The sequence below is a fragment of the Methylobacterium sp. 10 genome (assembly GCF_000519085.1).
In the GTDB taxonomy this organism is placed as follows: domain Bacteria; phylum Pseudomonadota; class Alphaproteobacteria; order Rhizobiales; family Beijerinckiaceae; genus Methylobacterium.
Genome location: NZ_KI912577.1, coordinates 3,094,035 through 3,114,475, shown reverse-complemented (window position 1 = coordinate 3,114,475; position 20,441 = coordinate 3,094,035). Strand labels below are relative to the sequence as shown.

Here is a 20,441-nt window from a genome sequence, read left to right as displayed (position 1 = left end):
GATAAGAAGATCCGCAAAACGAATATGCGCCATGGATCGGTGAGGACCCGTGGCGCGTGTTCGGCAGAGGATCACGCCTTTCAGCGCGCTCGTACCTACTGATCTGACAAAGACGTCAGTCGATGTGAGTGCCGGAACCGGATTAGCGATTGTCTTTCGGCCCGAAGGTCGCGACTCGCTATGTCCTGCTGTTGTGCCGGAGTGGCGTGCTTCTATGCGGGGGACGGCGGAACGTCAATCCCGAAGCACGATAAAGTTTGGTCCGACCGGCGGTTAACGCCCGATTATCGTTCCGTTTCGGAGTTCGGTGCCGGTCCGAGGCGATCGGAGCAAGCGTGTCACTCTCGAATGAGCACGCTCAGCAAGTGCACTGAGTAGCATCGACCGGGATTCGCGACGGTTATTTCCGGAAGAATCGCCTTCGCAAGAAGGCGGCGTTCCCGACGGGACGGATGAAGCCGTACTGATGCAAGGCGTGTCGGTGGCGTTGGCTATCAGGGAGGCGCTACGTCTTCGCACCGCCAAGACGGTTCTGCGCAACTAGAAAAGGGCGGCCATTGCCGGCCGCCCCCTGGTTTCGCTCGGAACGCTGTCGTCGCTGTTACTCGGCGGCAGGCGGCAGTTCGCTGAGGGGCTGGGCGCCACTCTCCGCTGCCTTCTGCTGCAGGATCATGGCGTCGCGACGCCGCGCCACGGCGCGGATGTCGGCTGCCATCGACCCTGTGCCCGCCGGGATGAGCGAGCCGACGATGACGTTCTCCTTCAGGCCCTCGAGATGGTCGACCTTGCCGTTGACGGCCGCCTCGGTGAGGACGCGGGTGGTTTCCTGGAACGAAGCCGCAGAGATGAACGACTTCGTCTGCAGGGAGGCCTTGGTGATGCCGAGCAGCACCGGCACGCCCACCACGGGCTTCTTGTTCTCGGCGAGCAGCTTCTCGTTGATGTCCGCGAGTTCCGTCCGGTCGATCTGGTCGCCCGTGAGGATCTCCGAATCGCCGCCATCGGTGATTTCCACCTTCTGCAGCATCTGACGGACGATCACCTCGATGTGCTTGTCGTTGATGGACACGCCCTGGAGCCGGTAGACTTCCTGGATCTCGTTGACGAGGTAGGCAGCGAGCTCCTCCACGCCCTTGATCGCCAGGATGTCGTGCGGCGCCGGGTTGCCGTCGACGATGTAGTCGCCGAGTTCCACGACGTCGCCGTCCTGGAGGTGGATGTGCTTGCCCTTCGGGATCAGGTATTCCACCGCATCCGACCCGTCATGCGGAGTCAGCGTCAGGCGACGCTTGTTCTTATAGTCGCGCCCGAACTGGATCGTGCCAGACTTCTCCGCGATGATCGCCGCGTCCTTGGGACGACGGGCCTCGAACAGCTCCGCCACCCGCGGCAGACCGCCGGTGATGTCGCGGGTCTTGGCTGAGTCGGTGGAGACGCGGGCGAGGATGTCGCCGGCTTTTACCGTGCCGCCCGGGTCATAGCCGATGATGGCGTCGACCGGGAGGAAGTAGCGGGCATCCGAGCCGCGCGGCAGCTTCATCGGCTTGCCATCCTGGTCGAGGACCAGCATGGCCGGCTTGAGATCGGCCGTGCGCGCAGTTCCACGCCAGTCGATGACGACGCGCTTGGCGATGCCGGTCGACTCGTCGGTGGTCTCGGTGATCGACTGCCCGTCGATCAGGTCCTCGTAGGCCACGATACCGTCGGTCTCGGTGATGATCGGACGGGTATAGGGGTCCCATTCGGCGATGCGCTGGCCGCGCTTGACCTTGTCTCCCTCGTCCACCCGCAGTCGTGCGCCGTATTGCAGGCGGTGGACCGCACGTTCCGCTCCATCGGTGCCGACGATGACCACCGCCACGTTACGACCGGTGGCGATGAGATCGCCGTCGGTGTTGCGGGCGAGCGCCCGGTTGCGGATCTTGATCGTGCCTTCGAAGCTCGACTCGATGAAGGACGAATCCGCGATCTGCGCCGCACCGCCGATGTGGAAGGTACGCATGGTGAGCTGGGTGCCCGGCTCGCCGATGGACTGCGCCGCGATGACGCCGACGGCCTCGCCCATATTGACGGGCGTTCCGCGGGCGAGATCGCGCCCGTAGCAGGTGGCGCAGACGCCGCTCTTGGTGGCGCAGACGAGCACCGAGCGGATCTTCACCTCCTGGATGCCGGCCGCCTGGATGGCGGGCAGGTGCTTCTCTTCGATCGTCTCGTTGGTCTTGACGATGACCGTGCCGTCCTGAGCCACGAGATCTTCGGCCGTGGCGCGGCCGAGGATGCGGATCGAGAGCGGAGCCACGACCTGGCCCGCATCGACGATGGCGCGCATCTTGATGCCGTTGGTGGTGCCGCAATCGACCTCGCGGATGACCGCATCCTGAGCCACGTCGACGAGACGGCGGGTCAGGTAGCCGGAATTCGCGGTTTTCAAGGCGGTGTCGGCGAGGCCCTTACGGGCTCCGTGCGTCGAGTTGAAGTACTCGAGAACGTCCAGGCCTTCCTTGAAGTTCGAGATGATCGGGGTCTCGATGATCTCGCCCGAGGGCTTGGCCATGAGTCCGCGCATCGCGGCGAGCTGCTTCATCTGCGCCGGCGAACCACGGGCACCGGAATGGCTCATCATGTAGATCGAGTTGATCTGCTTGTCGGCGCCGTTCTCGTCCTTCTGCACGGTGGAGATGCGCAGCATCATCTCGGCAGCGAGCTTGTCCGAGCACTTGGCCCAGGCATCCACCACCTTGTTGTACTTCTCGCCCTGCGTGATCAGGCCGTCGTTGTACTGCTGCTCGTAGTCCTTCACCAGCGTGCGGGTGTCGTCGACGATGGGCCACTTGTTGTCCGGCACGACCATGTCGTCCTTGCCGAACGAGATGCCGGCCTTGAACGCGTGGTTGAAGCCGAGCGCCATGATCCGGTCGCAGAAGATCACCGACTCCTTCTGACCGCAGTGGCGGTAGACGGTGTCGATCATCGCTGAGATCTCCTTCTTCGTCATCAGCTTGTTGACGACGTCGTAGGGGACCTTCTTGTGCAGCGGCAGGGCCGTGGACAGGATCACGCGGCCGGGTGTCGTGTCGTAGGTCTGGGTCAGCGGCTCGCCATCGGGGCCGATGCCGTTCCACCGCCAGCGGATCTTCGAATGCAGCTTGACGGTCTTGGCTGCCAGGGCGTGCTCCAGTTCGCCGATGGTGCCGAAGACACCCTGCATCGGGTTCTTCTTGTTGGTCGGGTCGAAGGCGCCAATGGCCCCCTCGGCGACGATCGACAGGTAGTACAGGCCGAGCACGATATCCTGCGACGGCACGATGATCGGCTGACCATTGGCCGGATGCAGGATGTTGTTGGTCGACATCATCAGCACGCGCGCTTCGAGCTGGGCTTCGAGCGAGAGCGGCACGTGGACGGCCATCTGGTCGCCGTCGAAGTCGGCGTTGAAGGCCGCGCAGACGAGGGGGTGAAGCTGGATCGCCTTACCCTCGATCAGCTTGGGCTCGAACGCCTGGATGCCGAGGCGGTGGAGCGTCGGCGCGCGGTTGAGCATCACCGGGTGCTCGCGGATCACCTCGTCGAGGATATCCCAGACCTCCGGCTTCTCCTTCTCGACCAGCTTCTTGGCCTGCTTGACGGTGGCCGAGAATCCCTTGGCGTCGAGGCGCGCGTAGATGAAGGGCTTGAACAGCTCCAGGGCCATCTTCTTCGGCAGGCCGCACTGGTGCAGCTTCAGCTCCGGGCCCACCACGATGACCGAGCGGCCGGAATAGTCGACGCGCTTGCCGAGCAGGTTCTGGCGGAAGCGGCCCTGCTTGCCCTTCAGCATGTCGGCGAGGGACTTCAGCGGACGCTTGTTGGCACCCGTGATGACACGGCCGCGACGGCCGTTGTCGAACAGCGCGTCCACCGCCTCCTGAAGCATGCGCTTCTCGTTGCGGATGATGATATCGGGCGCGCGCAGCTCAATGAGCCGCTTGAGGCGGTTGTTGCGGTTGATGACGCGGCGGTAGAGGTCGTTGAGATCGGACGTGGCGAAGCGGCCGCCGTCCAGGGGGACGAGGGGGCGAAGGTCCGGCGGGATCACCGGAACCACGGTGAGGATCATCCATTCGGGCTTGTTGCCCGACATCTGGAAGGCCTCGATGATCTTCAGGCGCTTGAGAAGCTTCTTCGGCTTCAGCTCGGAGGTCGTGGTGGCGATCTCCTCGCGGAGCGAGTTCGCGATCCCGTCGAGATCGAGCTCCTGCAGGATGCGCCGGATCGCCTCGGCGCCGATCATCGCCGTGAACGAATCCTCGCCGTACTCCTCCTGCGCGCGCAGATACTCTTCCTCGGACAGGAGCTGACGCTCCTTGAGGGGGGTGAGACCCGGCTCGATGACGCAGTAGGATTCGAAGTAGAGGATGCGCTCGAGGTCCTTGAGCGCCATGTCGAGCAGCAGGCCGATGCGGCTCGGCAGCGACTTCAGGAACCAGATATGGGCGACGGGCGCGGCGAGCTCGATATGGCCCATGCGGTCGCGCCGGACGCGGGCCAGGGTGACTTCGACGCCGCACTTTTCACAGATGACGCCCTTGTACTTCATGCGCTTGTACTTGCCGCACAAGCACTCGTAGTCCTTGATCGGCCCAAAGATACGCGCGCAGAACAGGCCGTCGCGCTCGGGCTTGAACGTACGGTAGTTGATCGTCTCGGGCTTCTTGATCTCGCCAAACGACCACGAGAGGATCTTCTCGGGGGAGGAGATCGAAATCTTGATCTGGTCGAAGCTCTGGGGCTGAGCCTGTTGGTTGAAAAGATTCATGACCTCTTGGTTCATGGATCAACTCCTGCTGACGGGGCGCACCCTCCGCCGAGGGGCTACCGCGTGCTGAAAACGTGAGGTCGGCGCAGCGACCGTCCGGGTCGCCGCTGGCCGTCGTCCCGGGAGGCGCTTCCCCTCCCCGCTCGGACCGCGCCGGCGAAGTGCCGGCGCGGGAGCGTGTAGTGTGGTCCTACTCGGCCGCCTCGGCGGGCGGGTCGAGCTGGTCGTTCGCGAGCTTCTTCGAGGAGGTGAGCTCCACGTTGAGGCCGAGCGAGCGCATTTCCTTGACGAGCACGTTGAACGACTCGGGGATGCCGGCTTCGAAGGTATCGTCGCCGCGGACGATGGCCTCGTAGACCTTGGTGCGGCCGGCGACGTCGTCCGACTTCACCGTCAGCATCTCCTGCAGCGTGTAGGCTGCGCCATAGGCCTCCAGAGCCCAGACCTCCATCTCGCCGAAGCGCTGGCCGCCGAACTGCGCCTTTCCGCCCAGCGGCTGCTGGGTGACGAGGGAGTACGGACCGATCGACCGCGCGTGGATCTTGTCGTCCACGAGGTGGTGGAGCTTCAGCATGTAGATGTAGCCCATCGTCACCTTGCGGTCGAAAGGCTCGCCCGTACGCCCGTCGTAGAGCGTCGACTGCGCCGAGCGGTCGAGCCCGGCCAGCTCCAGCATCGTCTCGATGTCGGCTTCCTTGGCACCGTTGAACACCGGAGTGGCCATCGGCACGCCGCGGCGCACGTTGTTGGCCGCCTCCGCCATGTCATCGTCCGAAAGACCTTCTAGCTCCGACGGCGAGTAGATCGCCTCCATCTCCGCCTTGAGGGGCGCGATGTCGTTGCTGCGGAGATAGGCGTCCACGGCGAGCCCGACCTTGCGGCCAAGACCGGCAGCAGCCCAACCCAGATGGGTCTCGAGGATCTGACCGACGTTCATGCGCGAGGGCACGCCGAGCGGGTTGAGCACGATGTCGGCATGCGTCCCGTCTTCCAGGAACGGCATGTCCTCGATCGGCACGATCCGGGACACGACGCCCTTGTTGCCGTGGCGGCCGGCCATCTTATCGCCCGGCTGGATCTTGCGCTTCACGGCGACGAAGACCTTGACCATCTTCATCACGCCGGGGGGCAGCTCGTCGCCGCGCTGCAGCTTCTCGACCTTGTCGAGGAAGCGCTGCTCGAGGCGCTTCTTCGACTCGTCGTACTGCTTCTGCATCGCTTCCATCTCGGTCATGAGACGGTCCTCGACGACGGCGAACTGCCACCATTGCGAGCGCGGGTACTCGTTCAGGAGCTCACGGGTAAGCGTGGTCTCCTTCTTGAAGCCCTTCGGACCGGCGATCGGCGACTGGCCGATCAGGACGCCGGCAAGGCGGGCATAGGTGTTGCGGTCGAGGATCGCCTGTTCGTCGTCACGATCCTTGGCGAGGCGCTCGATCTCTTCGCGTTCGATGGCCTGGGCGCGCTCGTCCTTGTCGACGCCGTGGCGGTTGAACACCCGGACTTCGACGATGGTGCCGGTGACGCCCGGGGGAACCCGGAGCGAGGTGTCGCGCACGTCGGAGGCCTTCTCGCCGAAGATGGCGCGCAGAAGCTTTTCTTCCGGCGTCATCGGGCTTTCGCCCTTCGGGGTGATCTTGCCGCACAGGATGTCGCCCGCATGGACCTCGGCGCCGATATAGACGATGCCGGCCTCGTCGAGGTTCTTCAGCGCTTCTTCCGAAACGTTGGGGATGTCGCGGGTGATTTCCTCCGGACCGAGCTTGGTGTCTCGGGCCATCACCTCGAACTCCTCGATATGGATCGAGGTGAACACGTCATCCTTCACGATCCGCTCGGAGAGCAGGATCGAATCCTCGAAGTTGTAGCCGTTCCACGGCATGAACGCGACGAGCACGTTCCGGCCGAGCGCCAGCTCGCCGAACTCCGTCGACGGACCATCGGCGATGATCTCGCCCTTCTTGACCTGCTCGCCCACGCGGACCAGCGGCTTCTGCGTGATGCAGGTCGACTGGTTGGAACGCTGGAACTTCTGCAGGCGGTAGATGTCGACGCCGGGCTTGTTGGCATCGGCCTCTTCGGTGGCGCGGATGACGATACGGGTCGCGTCCACCTGATCGACGATGCCGGAGCGGCGCGCCGCGATGGCGGCCCCCGAATCGCGGGCGACAACGGCTTCCATGCCGGTGCCGACGAACGGCGCGTCGGCGCGAACCAGCGGCACCGCCTGGCGCTGCATGTTCGAACCCATCAGCGCACGGTTCGCGTCGTCGTTCTCGAGGAACGGGATCAGCGCGGCGGCCACCGAGACCAGCTGCTTCGGCGACACGTCCATGAGATCGACGCGGTCCGGCGGGACGACGATGACGTCACCGGCCCGACGGCAGACCACGAGGTCTTCCGTCAGCTTGAAGCTCTCGTCCATCTGGGCGTTGGCCTGGGCGACGTAGTACTTCGCCTCTTCCATTGCCGAGAGGTAGGAGACCTCCTTCGTCACCACTCCGTCCTTCACGCGACGGAACGGAGTCTCGATGAAGCCGTACTTGTTGACCCGCGCGAAGGTGGCGAGCGAGTTGATGAGACCGATATTCGGGCCTTCCGGCGTCTCGATCGGGCAGATGCGGCCGTAATGGGTCGGGTGCACGTCGCGCACCTCGAAGCCGGCGCGCTCACGGGTGAGACCGCCCGGGCCAAGCGCCGAGAGGCGACGCTTATGCGTCACTTCCGAGAGCGGATTGGTCTGATCCATGAACTGCGACAGCTGCGACGAGCCGAAGAACTCACGCACCGCGGCCGCGGCGGGCTTCGCGTTGATGAGATCCTGCGGCATGACCGTGTCGATATCGACGGAGGACATGCGCTCCTTGATGGCGCGCTCCATGCGCAGGAGACCCAGGCGATACTGGTTCTCCATGAGCTCGCCCACCGAACGCACACGACGGTTGCCGAGGTGATCGATGTCGTCGATCTCGCCCTTGCCGTCGCGGAGATCCACCAGCGCCTTGACCACCGCGAGCATGTCCTCGCGGCGCAAGGTGCGCACGGTGTCCTCGGCGTCGAGATCGAGGCGCATGTTCATCTTCACGCGGCCGACGGCCGAGAGATCGTAGCGCTCCGAATCGAAGAACAGCGAGTGGAACATCGCCTCGGCCGTGTCGAGCGTCGGCGGCTCGCCGGGACGCATGACGCGGTAGATGTCGAACAGCGCGCCTTCGCGGGACGAGTTCTTGTCCACGGCGAGGGTGTTGCGGATGTAGGGACCGACATTGACGTGGTCGATGTCGAGGACGGGAAGCTCGGAAACGCCGACCTCTTCCAGGCTCTTGAGGAGCTTGTCGGAGATCTCGTCGCCGGCCTCGGCCCAGATCTCGCCGGTCTTCGGGTTGACGAGATCCTCGGCGATGTACTGGCCGATCAGATCCTCGTCGGTGGCCTTAAGGAACTGCACGCCGCGCTCGCTGATCTGGCGGGCGTTGCGGGCGTTGAGCTTCTTACCAGCCTCGAGCACGACCTCGCCGGAATCGGCATCGACGAGATCGACGGACGCCTTGAAGCCCTTGAGGCGGTCGGCATCGAACGGAACCCGCCATTCGGCGCCGTCGCGGTCGTAGATGACGCGGTTGTAGAAGGTCGAGAGGATCTCTTCGCCGTCGAGGCCGAGAGCGAACAGCAGCGAGGTCGCGGGCAGCTTACGCTTCCGGTCGATACGCACGTGCACGATGTCCTTGGCGTCGAATTCGACGTCGAGCCAGGAGCCGCGATACGGAATGATGCGAGCGGCGAACAGGAGCTTGCCCGACGAATGGGTCTTGCCCTTGTCGTGATCGAAGAACACGCCCGGCGAACGGTGCATCTGCGAGACGATGACGCGCTCGGTGCCGTTGACGATGAAGGTGCCGTTCTCCGTCATCAGGGGCATGTCGCCCATGTAGACGTCCTGCTCCTTGATGTCCTTCACGGACTTCGCGCCGGTATCCGGGTCGACATCGAACACGATGAGGCGCAGCGTCACCTTGAGGGGAGCCGCGAAGGTGATGCCGCGCTGGCGGCACTCGTCGACGTCGTATTTCGGCTGTTCGAACGTGTACTTGACGAATTCGAGGAGCGCGGTCGCCGAGAAGTCGGAGATCGGGAAGACCGACTTGAACACGGTCTGCAGGCCTTCATCGCCCCGTCCGCCTTCCGGCTCGTCCATCATCAGGAATTGGTCGTAGGATGCCTTTTGAACCTCAATGAGGTTCGGCATCTCGGCGACTTCCTTGATCTTGCCGAAGAATTTGCGAATGCGCTTGCGACCGACCAGCGTGTTGGCCATGGGTGACCTCGCTCCTACGTCCCGCGTACCGGGTGCCCGGGGAAGGCTTTATGCCTCCCGCGACCAGGCGATGAACCCGTCCCGCCGGACCGAGCCCACCCGAAATGAAATGCCGCCGGTCCGTTCCAGGACCGATCGGTCGCTTGAAGCGACCTTAGCCCACGGGTCGGAGACCCGCGGGCGTCGGTGCCGGCCGGCCCCAAGGGGACCGACCGGAAGTGACGGGCCGGATTGGGCCCATCGGTAACTTACTTGAGCTCGACCTTGGCGCCGGCCTTCTCGAGCTGGGCCTTGAGCTTCTCGGCCTCTTCCTTGTTGACGGACTCCTTGACAGCCTTCGGAGCGCCCTCGACGAGGTCCTTGGCTTCCTTGAGGCCGAGGCCGGTGATCGCGCGGACCTCCTTGATGACCTCGATCTTCTTGTCGCCAGCGGCGGTCAGAAGAACCGTGAACTCGGTCTGCTCCTCGACGACGGCGGCCGGGCCGGCGGCCGGACCGGCGACGGCGACGGCAGCGGCGGCGGAGACGCCCCACTTCTCTTCGAGGAGCTTGGCGAGGTCGGCGGCTTCGAGAACGGTCAGCGAGGACAGGTCGTCGACGAGCTTGGCAAGATCAGCCATTGTATTCTTCCTTTGGATATCGGTTTGAACGGATGGTTTGTGAAGGACGGGGCGGCGTCAGGCCGCTTCGTCCTGAGCCGCGTCCTTGGTGGCATAGGCTCCGAACACGCGAGCCAGCTTGGCAGCCGGAGCGTTGACGACCTGAGCGATCTTGGTCGCGGGAGCCTGGATGAGGCCCACGATCTTGGCGCGGAGTTCGTCGAGGGACGGGAGCGACGCGAGCGCCTTCACACCGTCCGGGTTCAGAGCAGTCGTTCCCATGGCGCCGCCGAGGATCACGAGCTTGTCGTTACCCTTGGCGAAGTCCACCGCAACCTTCGCAGCCGCGACCGGATCGCTCGAATAGGCGAGCAGGGTCGGACCCTTCAGGAGGGGCTTGATGGAGGCGACGTCCGTGCCATCGAGAGCGATGTTGGCGATGCGGTTCTTGGTGACCTTCACGGTGGCACCGGCCAGCTTCATCTGCGCGCGCAGCTTCTGCATCTCGGCGACCGTGAGGCCTTTGTAGTGGGCCACGACGACGACGGACGTGTTCGCAAACACGCCGTTGAGCGTCGAGACGAGATCAGCTTTGGCTGTCCTGTCCACTGGGGCTCTCTCCGGTTGGCGGGTCCCTCTCGAGGAGGGGCCGCCGGTTGCACATGCCGCCCGGAACGGAACTCGGCTCAGCGAGAAGCCGGAACGTCCTGGACGACGCTTCACGGCCCTGTCCCCTGACATCCTCCGGAACGGTGGACGGCACGGGCGAGATGGTTCAAACCGATACCTGACTGCCTCGCGAATCGCGGGGTCGAAAGGGTCTTGAATTCGGTCTTCCCCGTCTGTGCAGGCTGGGGGATTAAGCCGGTCGCCCGGCGCCTGCAGTCTCGGACAGGACATGGCCGGACGAGGCTTAAAGAGGCTGTTCGCCCCTCAAAGCCTTCCGGCCATTATCGTCTGGTCACCCAGACGAATTCGCATGTCGGATGTCGACCGATTGGTCGAATCCTTTCAAAGTGTGAAAAACGTTGAGCGGGGTCTATAGGCCCTAGCAAGCGCCCTGCCAAGTGCCTCATGCGGAAAATCTTCGCCCGGCCGTACGATTTTGATTGACGCGATTTCCGCCCGCTTTGGCAGCGGGCGGTGCGCGGCAGGTGTCCGAGAACGACTAGGTCGGCAGGAACCTGCGCGCCGCCTGCCACCAGGGGGCGCGGGCCTCCTCCTGCTTCTGCTCGGCCTTGGCCGCGTAGAAGGACGCATTGTGTTCGCCGCGCAGGGCTTCGCGGGTGAAGCGGATCAAGTGGTGGGCGACGAAGCCCATGTTGAACACCGCCTCGATCTGTCCGCGCTTGAGGGCATGCCCCGCCGCGCGCCAGAACACCCCGCGATAATCCGACAGGATTCCCACGCGCAGGGCGATGTTGAACCCGAGGACGAGGCCGCGACGCAGGTTCGTCCGGGTGAGCTTGCCCCTGGTGGGTGTCTTGATCCGGTGCGGATAAGTCCGCTCGACCTGATACCGGAAGCGCGCGAACAGGTTCTCCGGCTCGTAGGCATGGGCGATGGCGCGGCGCCAACTGGCCACCACGTCGTCGTGAGGACGCTTGAACAGGACGTTGGATTCCAGCGCCGCGTCGTGGGTGAGGCGTCCCTCGCGGGTCAGACGGTCCCAGAGCGGCGTCTTCGGCAGGGCCTGCAGCAGGTTCATCGTCAGCACCGGCACCGCCGACTTGTCGACGAAGTCGATGAGCTTCTGCTCCGAGCCGTCCGTCTCGGTGTCGAGGCCGAGGATGATGCCCGAGGTCACTTCGAGGCCGAAGCTGTTGAGCGTCTCGATCGCCTCGTACATCGGCACGGCGGCGTTGTGCTTCTTGTCGATGCCCGCCAGCGCGTCCTCTTCGGGCGTCTCGATGCCGACGAAGACGGTCATGAAGTTGGCCTGACGCATCAGCTCGAGGATGTCGGGCTGTTTGGCCATGTTCAGGGTCGCCTCGCAGGCGAACTGAAGCGGGTAATCGTTCTTCTTCTGCCATGCCACCAGGTGGGGCAGCATGTCCTTCGTGGCCTTGCGGTTGCCGATGAAGTTGTCGTCGACGAAGTACACGACGGCCGGATGGCCCGTCTGCGAGACGATCGCATCGAGTTCGCCGAGCATCTGCTCCGGAGTCTTCAGGCGGGGCTGCCGGCCATAGAGCTGCGGGATATCGCAGAACTCGCAGCGATAGGGGCAGCCGGACGAGAATTGCAGGGAGCCGATGAGGTAGCGCTTGAGAGGAGCGGCCTCGTAGGCAGGTGCCGGGAAGTCCGAGAGCGGAAGTCGCTCCTTGGTCTCGAGGCGAACCTGGCTCGCCGGAATCGACACGTCGCGGTCGAGGATCGACACGAGTTCATCGGTGGCGTCGCCGATCTCGCCGATATGGAGATAGTCGAATTCCGGATATTGCTCGGGCGATCCGGAGACCGAAGGGCCCCCGAGCGCCGTCACCTTACCGGCCGCATGCGCCCTGGCATAGATGTCCCGGATCTGGGGGGCCTGAATGTGCATGCCGGACACGAACACCGCATCGGCCCAGGCGAAATCCTCCGGCCCGGCCCGTTTGATGTTTTCGTCGATGAACCGGTATTCCCATTCCTCCGGCATATAGGCCGCGATGAGGAGAAGGCCCTGCGGGGGCATGAAGGCCTTCACCCCGCCCATTAATGGGTAGGCATGGGCGAATGTCCCGAAGGACGGCGTGTAAGCGGGAAAGACGCACAGGATGCGTCGATTCGAGGTGACGGAGAGGGTGCATCGCATGGCGGCATACCTAGCACAGACAGGTGCGGAGGCGTCACCCTCGCGTGTTGATTTCTTGACCCTTTCTGGGATGGATCTCGCCTAGCCGCGTAGCCGGGGGCGATTCTTCGCGCGCGTTTGACGCAGGTGCGGACGCGTGTCCGACCCGCCGGTCCGTCGGGCAGGCCCCTGCGGATGGTATGGACCTCACTCCACCACGGAATCGTCTTCGTCGAGAGCCAAGCGTCGCAGCGTCCGGAGCGCGGGTCCCAGCCGCTCGAAGGGCGGTGAACCGAGGGCGAGGCGCACCCCGTTCTCCGGCATCGCGGGGTCGATGGCGAAAGCGCTCGCCGGCGACACCGCGACGCCGTTGCGCGCCGCGGCGCCCGCGTAGCGTTCCGCACTCCAATGAGGGGGAAGCGATAGCCAGAGATGGAACGCTCTCGGGTCGCCCCGAACGTCGAGGCCGTTCAGCGCTTCCCGGGCCGCGCTTTGGCGCGCCGCCGCATCCGCCCGCTTCGCCTTGCCGATCCGGCTCGCCGTTCCGTCGGTCATGAGATGAAGCGCGATGGCCAGGGGGAGTCCGCTCGCGGTCCAGGCTCCCGTACGGATCGAGCCCGCGAGCCGCTGTGTGAGCGGGGGCGGCCCGGCGATGAAACCGAGGCCCAGGCCCGGAGCCAGGCGCTTCGACAGGCTGTCGACGACGATCACCCTGTCAGGTGCCAGGGCGGCCAGGGGCTCCTCGTCGCACAGGAACCCGTACACGGCGTCCTCGATGCAGACGAGGTCATGCCTGCCGAGGAGCGATGCGACCACGCGCCGGCGTTCCGCGCTCATGGTTTGGCCGAGGGGGCTTTGCAGGACGGGCTGGAGGTAGAGGGCGCGGAGGGGGGCTTCTCGATGAGCCCGCTCGATGGCGTCCGGGATCACGCCCTCCGCATCCATCGCGAGGGGAACCAGTTCGACGCCGAGCCGCGCCGCCAGGCCCTTGACGATGGGATAGGTCATGGCCTCGACGCCGATCCGATCGCCGGGTTGGGCCAAGGCGGCGATCGCTGCGGCAATGCCCTGTCGTCCTGCCCCGGTGAACAGCACGGTCTCGGGGTCTGCCGACCACCCTCCCCGCGCGAAGGAGGCCGCCGCCGTGGCTCGGGCCGGCCCCGTCGCGCCCGGCCGGACCGGCGAGAACGTGGCTTGGAGCCTGGCCGGATCGAGGAGGTCGCCGAGGCTGGCGCTCAGCTCCGCCGCTTGATGCGGCAGGATCGAGAAGACGTGTTCGAGATTGACCAGTCCCGTCTCTGCGTCCGGTGATCCTGCGGCAGTGAAGGCCGAAGAGCGGATGAAGGTGCCGCGTCCGACCTCTCCGGTAATGAGTCCACGCCGCGTCAGCTCCGCATAGACGCGGCTCGCGGTGGAGACGGCGATCCCGCGCTCGAAGGCGAATTGCCGTTGCGTCGGCATCCGGCTCCCCGATGCCAGGTGTCCCCGCGCGATATCCGCAGCGATCCCCTCCGCAATCATCCGATAATCTGCCACGCGCACATTGCTCCGAGTACAATGATTTAATTGATTCGATTCAAATTCGGATCAATAGGAGTGGGTGACTCGATGGAGGGGACCCGATAATGCCGATATCCGACAATGCATCCGCCAATTCGCGGGCTCTCGCGAGGCCGTTCGACTCTCTTGGTCACCCTAACAAACCCTTTCCCGCGAGGGCAATCGCCCTCCTGTCGATCTGGTACAGCAGAGCGGCCGGACGGCGTACAATTCGCGAATTGACCTCGGAACAAGTGAAGGCGCTCGATCTCGATCCGGTCGCCCTGCGTGCAGAGGCCGCCAAGCCGTTCTGGCATGCGTGAGCACGGAGGCGAATGCCCGGGCTGAAAGCTGGGCATTCGCCCGCAGAGTTCGAAGGGGTGTGATCCAGGGGCGGATCCGTGACGCCGGACCGTCCCCCTCGTCCTCCCTGCCTCGCCTTGTCCGAATTTCCCGCCTTTAGTTCAGGGTTCGCGGACGATTCGAGGCTCAAGATAATCCCTGTCTTTTTGTACTGGCGGCGGAAGCTATATTCTCTTTGTGCGTATATACTTGAAACGACATTGTATTGATTTTATCTTTGAAGACAAACACCATTGCGGGGTCAGGTTTCGGAGCATGATCTGCAGATGTGCGAGCTCATCCGAAATGCGACGACTCTTCCTCGCCGGAGCGCGCCCGTGTCCTTCAGAACTCTTCTTGCCGCTCGTATTGCTCTGGCCGCCCTGGCCTTTCCGATGATCGGGCCTGCGGCGGCTCATGCCACCGAGCAGAAACAGAGCCAGACGAGCCCCCTCGTCTCCACCGAATGGCTCGAGGCCAACCTTGCCTCGCCGAAGCTCCGGATCGTCGAAGTCAGCGTCGAGCCGGGCGTCTACGAGCGCGGCCATGTGCCCGGCGCACAGAACGTCCTCTGGCACACGGACCTCGTGGAGACCGTGAGCCGCGACATTGCCGGGCCGGAGAAGTTCGCGGCGCTCATCCGGCGTCTCGGCATCGATCGCGACACCACCGTGATCCTCTATGGCGACAACAACAACTGGTTCGCCGCCTGGGGCGCCTGGGTCTTCGCCCAGTACGGGCTCGTCGACAACGTGAAGCTCCTCGACAGTGGCCGCAAGAAATGGGAGGCCGAGAAGCGGCAGCTCGATACCCGCAGCCCCGATGTGGCTGCCTCGACCTTTCCGGTGACTCCGGTCTCCAACGGCCAGCGCGCCCGCCTCGCGGACGTGCTCGCCGTGGCGCGCAAGGAGCGGAACGAGACGATCCTCGACATCCGCTCGCCCGACGAGTTCTCGGGCAAGCTCATCGCGCCGGCGGGCGTGCAGGAACTCGCGATCCGGGCGGGTCATATCCCCGGTTCGGTGAACGTGCCCTGGGCCAAGGCCGTGAACCCGGACGGTACCCTTAAATCCGTGGCGGAGCTGAAGACGCTCTATGCGGATGTCGGGATCGACGGCTCGAAGCCGATCATCACCTCCTGCCGCATCGGTGAGCGCTCCAGCCATTCCTGGTTCGTGCTCAGCCGTGTCCTCGGCTACCCTGTGCGGAACTACGACGGCTCCTGGACGGAATACGGCAACGCCGTCGGCGTGCCGGTGGTCAACCTCGCCGGGACGGTGTGGTCCGGCAAGTGACGGCCTCATCGCTATCCGAACGCAGCGCGCCCGGTCCTTCGACCGGGCGTCTTCCCGTCTCGCTGCGGGTCGCGTCGGCAGCCCTGATCGGCGCTGGATTGCTAATCGCGGCCTTGCGGTTGTCGGGTGATCCCGGCGGCAGCCGGCTCGCGCTGTCCCTGTCATTCGGAGCCCTGTTCGGCTTCGTGCTGCAACGCGCGCGATTCTGCTTCTTCTGTCTGTGGCGCGACCTCATCGATCGGCGTGATCCGCGCGGCGCCCTCGGCGTTCTCGCCGCCCTGGGCGCGGGAACGGTCGGCTATAGCGTGGTGCTGGGGGCGTGGCTGCCCGATCCGAGCGGCGTGCGGTTACCCCCTGACGCGCATATCGGCCCGGTCGGGCCGGTCCTGGCCCTCGCGGGCGTCGCCTTCGGGGCGGGCATGGCGATCTCGGGTTCCTGTATCGGAGCCCACCTCTACAGGCTCGGCGAAGGCTCACCCACGGCACCCTTCGCCCTGGTGGGGACGGCCCTGGGCTTCGTTCTCGGCTTCTTCACTTGGAATACGCTCTACCTCGCCAGCATCGCGGAGGCGCCCGTCATCTGGCTGCCCCGCCATCTCGGCTATGCCGGCAGCCTCTTCCTCACTCTCGCGGTCCTGGCGGCTTTGGCGGCGCCTCTCCTGCGATGGCTGCCTCCCGCCGATGCATCGCCATCGGAACGAGTCGCACCTCTGCGCGCGGTTTTTGTCGACCGCTGGCCGACTTGGCTCGGTGGGCTCGCCGTCGGCGCTCTCGGAACCTTGGCCTACCTCCGGGTCGGTCCCCTCGGCGTCACGGCGGAGATCGGCGGTCGATCCAGGCAGGCCGCTGCCGGGCTCGACCTCCTGCCGGCGCGGCTCGAAGGACTCGACGGGTTTCGCGGATGCGCCACCGCGATCCGCGATGCGATCCTGACACCGAACGGTTTGTTCATCGCCGGTCTCGTCGCGGCGTCCCTGGCCGCGGCCCTGGCGGCGGGCGAGTTCCGCCCTGCCCTGCCGAAGCGTGGCCAGATCGGGCGCGGCCTCGTCGGCGGCATCCTGCTCGGCTGGGGCGCCATGACGGGTCTCGGCTGCAGCGTCGGCACGCTGCTGTCCGGGATCATGGCCGGTGCCGCATCAGGCTGGCTCTTCGGCGTGGCGATGTTCGCCGGGCTCACCGCGACGCTGCTGGCGGGCCGGCGCCTGTCGCTCCTGCCATAGACAAACACAGCGTCCGGACAAAAGAAAACGCCCGGCCTTGAGAGCCGGGCGTTTTCATATCTTCGCGTGAGCAGAGCCGATCAGGCGGTGAGTACGGTCGAGGGCTCGACCCTGACGCCCGGACCCATCGACGACGTCACGGCGACGCGCTGGATGTAGGTGCCCTTGGCGCCGGCGGGCTTGGCCTTGGCCACCGCGTCGGCGAACGCCTTGATGTTCTCGACGAGCTTGGCTTCGTCGAACGAGACCTTGCCGATGCCGGCATGGACGATGCCCGCCTTCTCGACACGGAACTCAACCGAACCGCCCTTTGCGCCGGCGACCGCGGACTTCACGTCCATGGTGACGGTGCCGACCTTCGGGTTCGGCATCAGGCCGCGGGGGCCGAGCACCTTGCCGAGACGGCCGACGAGGGGCATCAGGTCCGGGGTCGCGATGCAGCGGTCGAACTCGATCTTGCCGCTCTGGACGATCTCGAGCAGGTCCTCGGCGCCGACGATGTCGGCACCGGCGGCCCGGGCCTCGTCGGCCTTGGCGCCGCGGGCGAACACCGCCACCCGCACCGTCCGGCCGGAGCCGTTGGGGAGGTTGCAGACGCCGCGGACCATCTGGTCGGCGTGGCGCGGATCGACGCCGAGATTCATCGAGACCTCGACGGTCTCGTCGAACTTGGCGCTGGCCTTTTCCTTAACGAGCTTGACCGCCTCGTCGATGGTGTAGAGCTTGAGCGCGTCGATGCCCTCGCGGGCGGCGCGGATGCGCTTGCCTTCGTGTGCCATTGTGCCCTCCCCTTAAGCGACGACGTCGAGGCCCATGGCCCGCGCGGAGCCACGGATCATGGCGACGGCGGCGTCAACCGAGTCGCAGTTCAGGTCGGGCATCTTCTTCTCGGCGATCTCGCGAAGCTGAGCCTCGGTGACCTTGCCCACCGTCGGGCCCTTGCCCGGGGTCTTGGAGCCGGAGGCCGGCTTCTTGCCGATCTTCAGGCCGGCGGCCTTCTTCAGGAAGAAGGTGACCGGCGGCTGCTTCATCTCGAAGGTGAAGGAGCGGTCCTGGTACGCCGTGATGACGACCGGGATCGGGGTACCCTTCTCGATCTGAGAGGTCTTCGCGTTAAAGGCCTTGCAGAATTCCATGATGTTGAGGCCACGCTGACCGAGCGCGGGGCCGATGGGCGGCGACGGGTTCGCGGCGCCGGCCGGAACCTGAAGCTTCACGTAGCCCGTGATCTTCTTTGCCATAGGGACTGCTCCCAAATGTAGGCTCGCCGCCCGGCTGCCTGGAGCACGGACGGGGCGAGCGGTTGCAGGTCGCGGTGCGGTCCGTGCATCCCGGCGGCAAACCGGGCGGGCCTCCCGCGTGTGACGCCGTCCGGGGACTCAACCCGACGGCCATTTTCACGCTCGGCTTGGCGCCAAGCGGAAAAGGTGAAGACCGGTCAGACGCGACCGACCTCGAACATCAATAAAGTCAGATCTTTTCGACCTGGGCGTATTCGAGTTCCACCGGGGTGGCGCGACCGAAGATCGATACGGCAACCTTGAGGCGCGAACGGCTCTCGTCGATTTCCTCGACGGTGCCGTTGAAGGAGGCGAAGGGACCGTCGGCGACGCGGACGGTCTCGCCGATCTCGAAGGAGATCGAGGGCTTGGGACGATCGACGCCCTCGGCGACCTGACCCTTGATGCGCTCGGCTTCGGAATCGGGAATCGGCACCGGCTTCGACTTGTCGGCGCCGAGAAAGCCGGTGACCTTGGGGGTGTTCTTGATGAGGTGATAGACCTCGTCGGTCAGATCGCACTTCACCAGGACATAACCGGGGAAGAACTTCCGCTCGGCATCGACCTTGCGGCCGCGGCGGACTTCGACGACCTTCTCGGTCGGAACCATGACCTCGTCGAACAGCTCCATCAGCCCGCGCTGCGCCGCCTGATCCTTGATGGACTGCGCGACCTTGTTCTCGAAATTCGAGTAGGCGTGGACGATGTACCAGCGTTTCGACACGGTTCTCACCAAATCCTGACGTCGGTCTGCCCGGTCGCGACGACGCGCCCAGAAAGACTCAGTTGTTCTAGGCGCCGACCCCGAGGATCAGGGTCACGATGTAGCGCAGGGCCTGGTCCACGACCGTGAAGAAGATGCTCGCCGCCACGACCATGATGAACACCATGATCGTCGTGACGGTGGTCTCCTTGCGGCTCGGCCACGTGACCTTGCGGCCCTCGTCGCGCACCTGGGACAGGAACTCGGCCGGGCCGACGCGCTTGGGCGCGGGCCGCACGGGCGGGGTGCCACGAGGCGGCGTCGGCGTGGCGGAGCCGCGCTGCGGAGTGCGCGCCAAGTCCGCCTTCTTCGTTGCTTCGTTCGATGCCATTGATGCCAACAACAGGGAAAATCGGCCCTGACCGGAAAGCGGACCGGTGCGGAGGCTCTGGTCGAAGCCCGCACCGAACACATTTACCGATCTCGGAATGCGAACGCTCTAGCGCAAGTCCAGGGTCTTGTCGACCGTCGCGGTCATGTCGACAGAAAGCCGGGGACACGCTCCAGTTCGACATTCCCGACGGGAGGCCGATCCGGTGTTGCGCTTAAGGAAAACACTGGCAGGAGTGGAGGGACTCGAACCCGCAACCTCCGGTTTTGGAGACCGGCGCTCTGACCAGTTGAGCTACACTCCTACGCGGGACGCTCAATGCCCGATCATCATCCTGGATGCAAGGGCCCATGCGGCGGCGCCGTGGAAATTGCGCCGGCGCAGGGTCACTCTTCCTCCGGGCGGCCGAGGTAGGTGGGCGGTACTTCGCCGACGAGCCAGACTCCGTTATCCGCACGGTAGAAAGGAATGCCGTCCCTCCACATCCTGTCCGCCGCCACGGTGAGAACAACCGGCGTCCCGTGCCGCGCACCGACGCGGCGAGCGGTTTCCGCGTCGCTGGAGAGATGGACGTGGTTTCTCGCCCCGGGCTTGAGGCCCTCCGCCATAATGGTCGCCACCGTCCGCAGCGCAGTGCCGTGGAAGAGTGTCGAGGGCGGCTCCTGCAGGACGAATCCCAGGGCGACGTTCACCGAATGCCCTTGAGCGGCCCGGATCCGCGAACCGTCCGGCGACAGGGTGAAGCGCTTCTTGTCGCTCGTGGCGACGATCGCATCGAGCGCCGCGCGGTCGATGCCTTTTCCGGCCCGAACGGCCACAGCCAGCAGGATGTCGACGTCGACCCAGCCCTGCCGATCCAAGGTGATTCCGATCGATTCCGGGGCGTGCCGGTGCACGTAGCTCAAGAATTCGCTGGCTTCAGTACTCATGGTTCGGCTCTCCCGCTGGGCTTCCGCTTCACGCCGCGGACGGTCGGGAAAAGAGAATGGGCCGGCGGTGAGCCGGCCCATTCGAGAGGGATGCCATCGTGAAATTCCGGTGATCGCCCGGATATGCCGGTTCCAGCTTCGGCCGGGCGATCCGGGGATCAGTCGTTGATGGCTGCGACGACGCCTGCGCCGACGGTGCGTCCGCCTTCACGGATGGCGAAGCGGAGCTTCTCTTCCATGGCGACGGGGACGATGAG

At 65.1% G+C, this 20,441-nt stretch carries 14 protein-coding genes, 1 tRNA gene and 1 pseudogene; 3 read left to right on the top strand and 13 right to left on the bottom strand.

Annotated features, from left to right (window positions below; genetic code table 11):
• Positions 1 to 601 precede the first annotated feature (601 nt).
• The 6 genes from rpoC to K368_RS0114430 form a co-directional block, all read right to left on the bottom strand.
• A complete protein-coding gene (gene rpoC / locus K368_RS0114455) occupies positions 602 to 4,810 on the bottom strand; it encodes a DNA-directed RNA polymerase subunit beta' (RefSeq protein ID WP_027172967.1) in 4,209 nt (1,402 codons plus the stop codon).
• A 175-nt stretch (positions 4,811 to 4,985) separates the two neighbouring features.
• The gene (rpoB, locus tag K368_RS0114450; protein WP_027172966.1) at positions 4,986 to 9,110 is read right to left on the bottom strand and encodes a DNA-directed RNA polymerase subunit beta; all 4,125 of its coding nucleotides are present in this window, start codon (positions 9,108 to 9,110) and stop codon (positions 4,986 to 4,988) included.
• 248 nt (positions 9,111 to 9,358) lie between these two features.
• Positions 9,359 to 9,730 (bottom strand): 50S ribosomal protein L7/L12, encoded by a 372-nt coding sequence (rplL, locus tag K368_RS0114445; RefSeq protein ID WP_018044238.1) that lies wholly within the window; start codon positions 9,728 to 9,730, stop codon positions 9,359 to 9,361.
• A gap of 57 nt (positions 9,731 to 9,787) precedes the next feature.
• A complete protein-coding gene (gene rplJ, locus K368_RS0114440; RefSeq protein ID WP_027172965.1) occupies positions 9,788 to 10,318 on the bottom strand; it encodes a 50S ribosomal protein L10 in 531 nt (176 codons plus the stop codon).
• Positions 10,319 to 10,877: 559 nt separating this feature from the next.
• The gene (locus K368_RS0114435; RefSeq protein ID WP_027172964.1) at positions 10,878 to 12,506 is read right to left on the bottom strand and encodes a B12-binding domain-containing radical SAM protein; all 1,629 of its coding nucleotides are present in this window, start codon (positions 12,504 to 12,506) and stop codon (positions 10,878 to 10,880) included.
• A 186-nt stretch (positions 12,507 to 12,692) separates the two neighbouring features.
• On the bottom strand, positions 12,693 to 14,006 hold the full coding sequence (locus K368_RS0114430; RefSeq protein WP_245259691.1) for a PLP-dependent aminotransferase family protein: 1,314 nt from the start codon (positions 14,004 to 14,006) through the stop codon (positions 12,693 to 12,695).
• Positions 14,007 to 14,110: 104 nt separating this feature from the next.
• On the opposite strand from K368_RS0114430, the gene K368_RS26700 reads away from it, so the two are divergent.
• The 3 genes from K368_RS26700 to K368_RS24680 all read left to right on the top strand — a co-directional run bounded on the left by K368_RS26700 (position 14,111) and on the right by K368_RS24680 (position 16,881).
• On the top strand, positions 14,111 to 14,347 hold the full coding sequence (locus K368_RS26700) for a hypothetical protein (protein WP_155935148.1): 237 nt from the start codon (positions 14,111 to 14,113) through the stop codon (positions 14,345 to 14,347).
• A 414-nt stretch (positions 14,348 to 14,761) separates the two neighbouring features.
• On the top strand, positions 14,762 to 15,661 hold the full coding sequence (locus K368_RS0114420; RefSeq protein ID WP_245259690.1) for a sulfurtransferase: 900 nt from the start codon (positions 14,762 to 14,764) through the stop codon (positions 15,659 to 15,661).
• 119 nt (positions 15,662 to 15,780) lie between these two features.
• Positions 15,781 to 16,881 carry a YeeE/YedE family protein gene (locus K368_RS24680; RefSeq protein ID WP_245259578.1) on the top strand — a complete coding sequence of 367 codons (1,101 nt, stop codon included), beginning with the start codon at positions 15,781 to 15,783 and terminating at the stop codon, positions 16,879 to 16,881.
• Between the two features lie 80 nt (positions 16,882 to 16,961).
• Here the strand turns inward: K368_RS24680 and rplA are convergent, their stop codons facing one another.
• The 7 genes and pseudogenes from rplA to K368_RS26045 form a co-directional block, all read right to left on the bottom strand.
• On the bottom strand, positions 16,962 to 17,660 hold the full coding sequence (rplA, locus tag K368_RS0114410; RefSeq protein ID WP_027172961.1) for a 50S ribosomal protein L1: 699 nt from the start codon (positions 17,658 to 17,660) through the stop codon (positions 16,962 to 16,964).
• A gap of 12 nt (positions 17,661 to 17,672) precedes the next feature.
• On the bottom strand, positions 17,673 to 18,122 hold the full coding sequence (rplK, locus tag K368_RS0114405; protein WP_018044245.1) for a 50S ribosomal protein L11: 450 nt from the start codon (positions 18,120 to 18,122) through the stop codon (positions 17,673 to 17,675).
• Between the two features lie 229 nt (positions 18,123 to 18,351).
• On the bottom strand, positions 18,352 to 18,885 hold the full coding sequence (nusG, locus tag K368_RS0114400; RefSeq protein WP_018044246.1) for a transcription termination/antitermination protein NusG: 534 nt from the start codon (positions 18,883 to 18,885) through the stop codon (positions 18,352 to 18,354).
• A gap of 67 nt (positions 18,886 to 18,952) precedes the next feature.
• Complete coding sequence (gene secE, locus K368_RS0114395; protein WP_027172960.1) at positions 18,953 to 19,255, bottom strand: preprotein translocase subunit SecE; 303 nt, start codon at positions 19,253 to 19,255, stop codon at positions 18,953 to 18,955.
• Positions 19,256 to 19,482: 227 nt separating this feature from the next.
• Positions 19,483 to 19,559, bottom strand: a tRNA-Trp gene (locus K368_RS0114390).
• Between the two features lie 82 nt (positions 19,560 to 19,641).
• Complete coding sequence (locus K368_RS0114385; RefSeq protein WP_027172959.1) at positions 19,642 to 20,184, bottom strand: RNA 2'-phosphotransferase; 543 nt, start codon at positions 20,182 to 20,184, stop codon at positions 19,642 to 19,644.
• 158 nt (positions 20,185 to 20,342) lie between these two features.
• A pseudogene (locus K368_RS26045) lies at positions 20,343 to 20,441 on the bottom strand (elongation factor Tu); the annotation flags it as partial.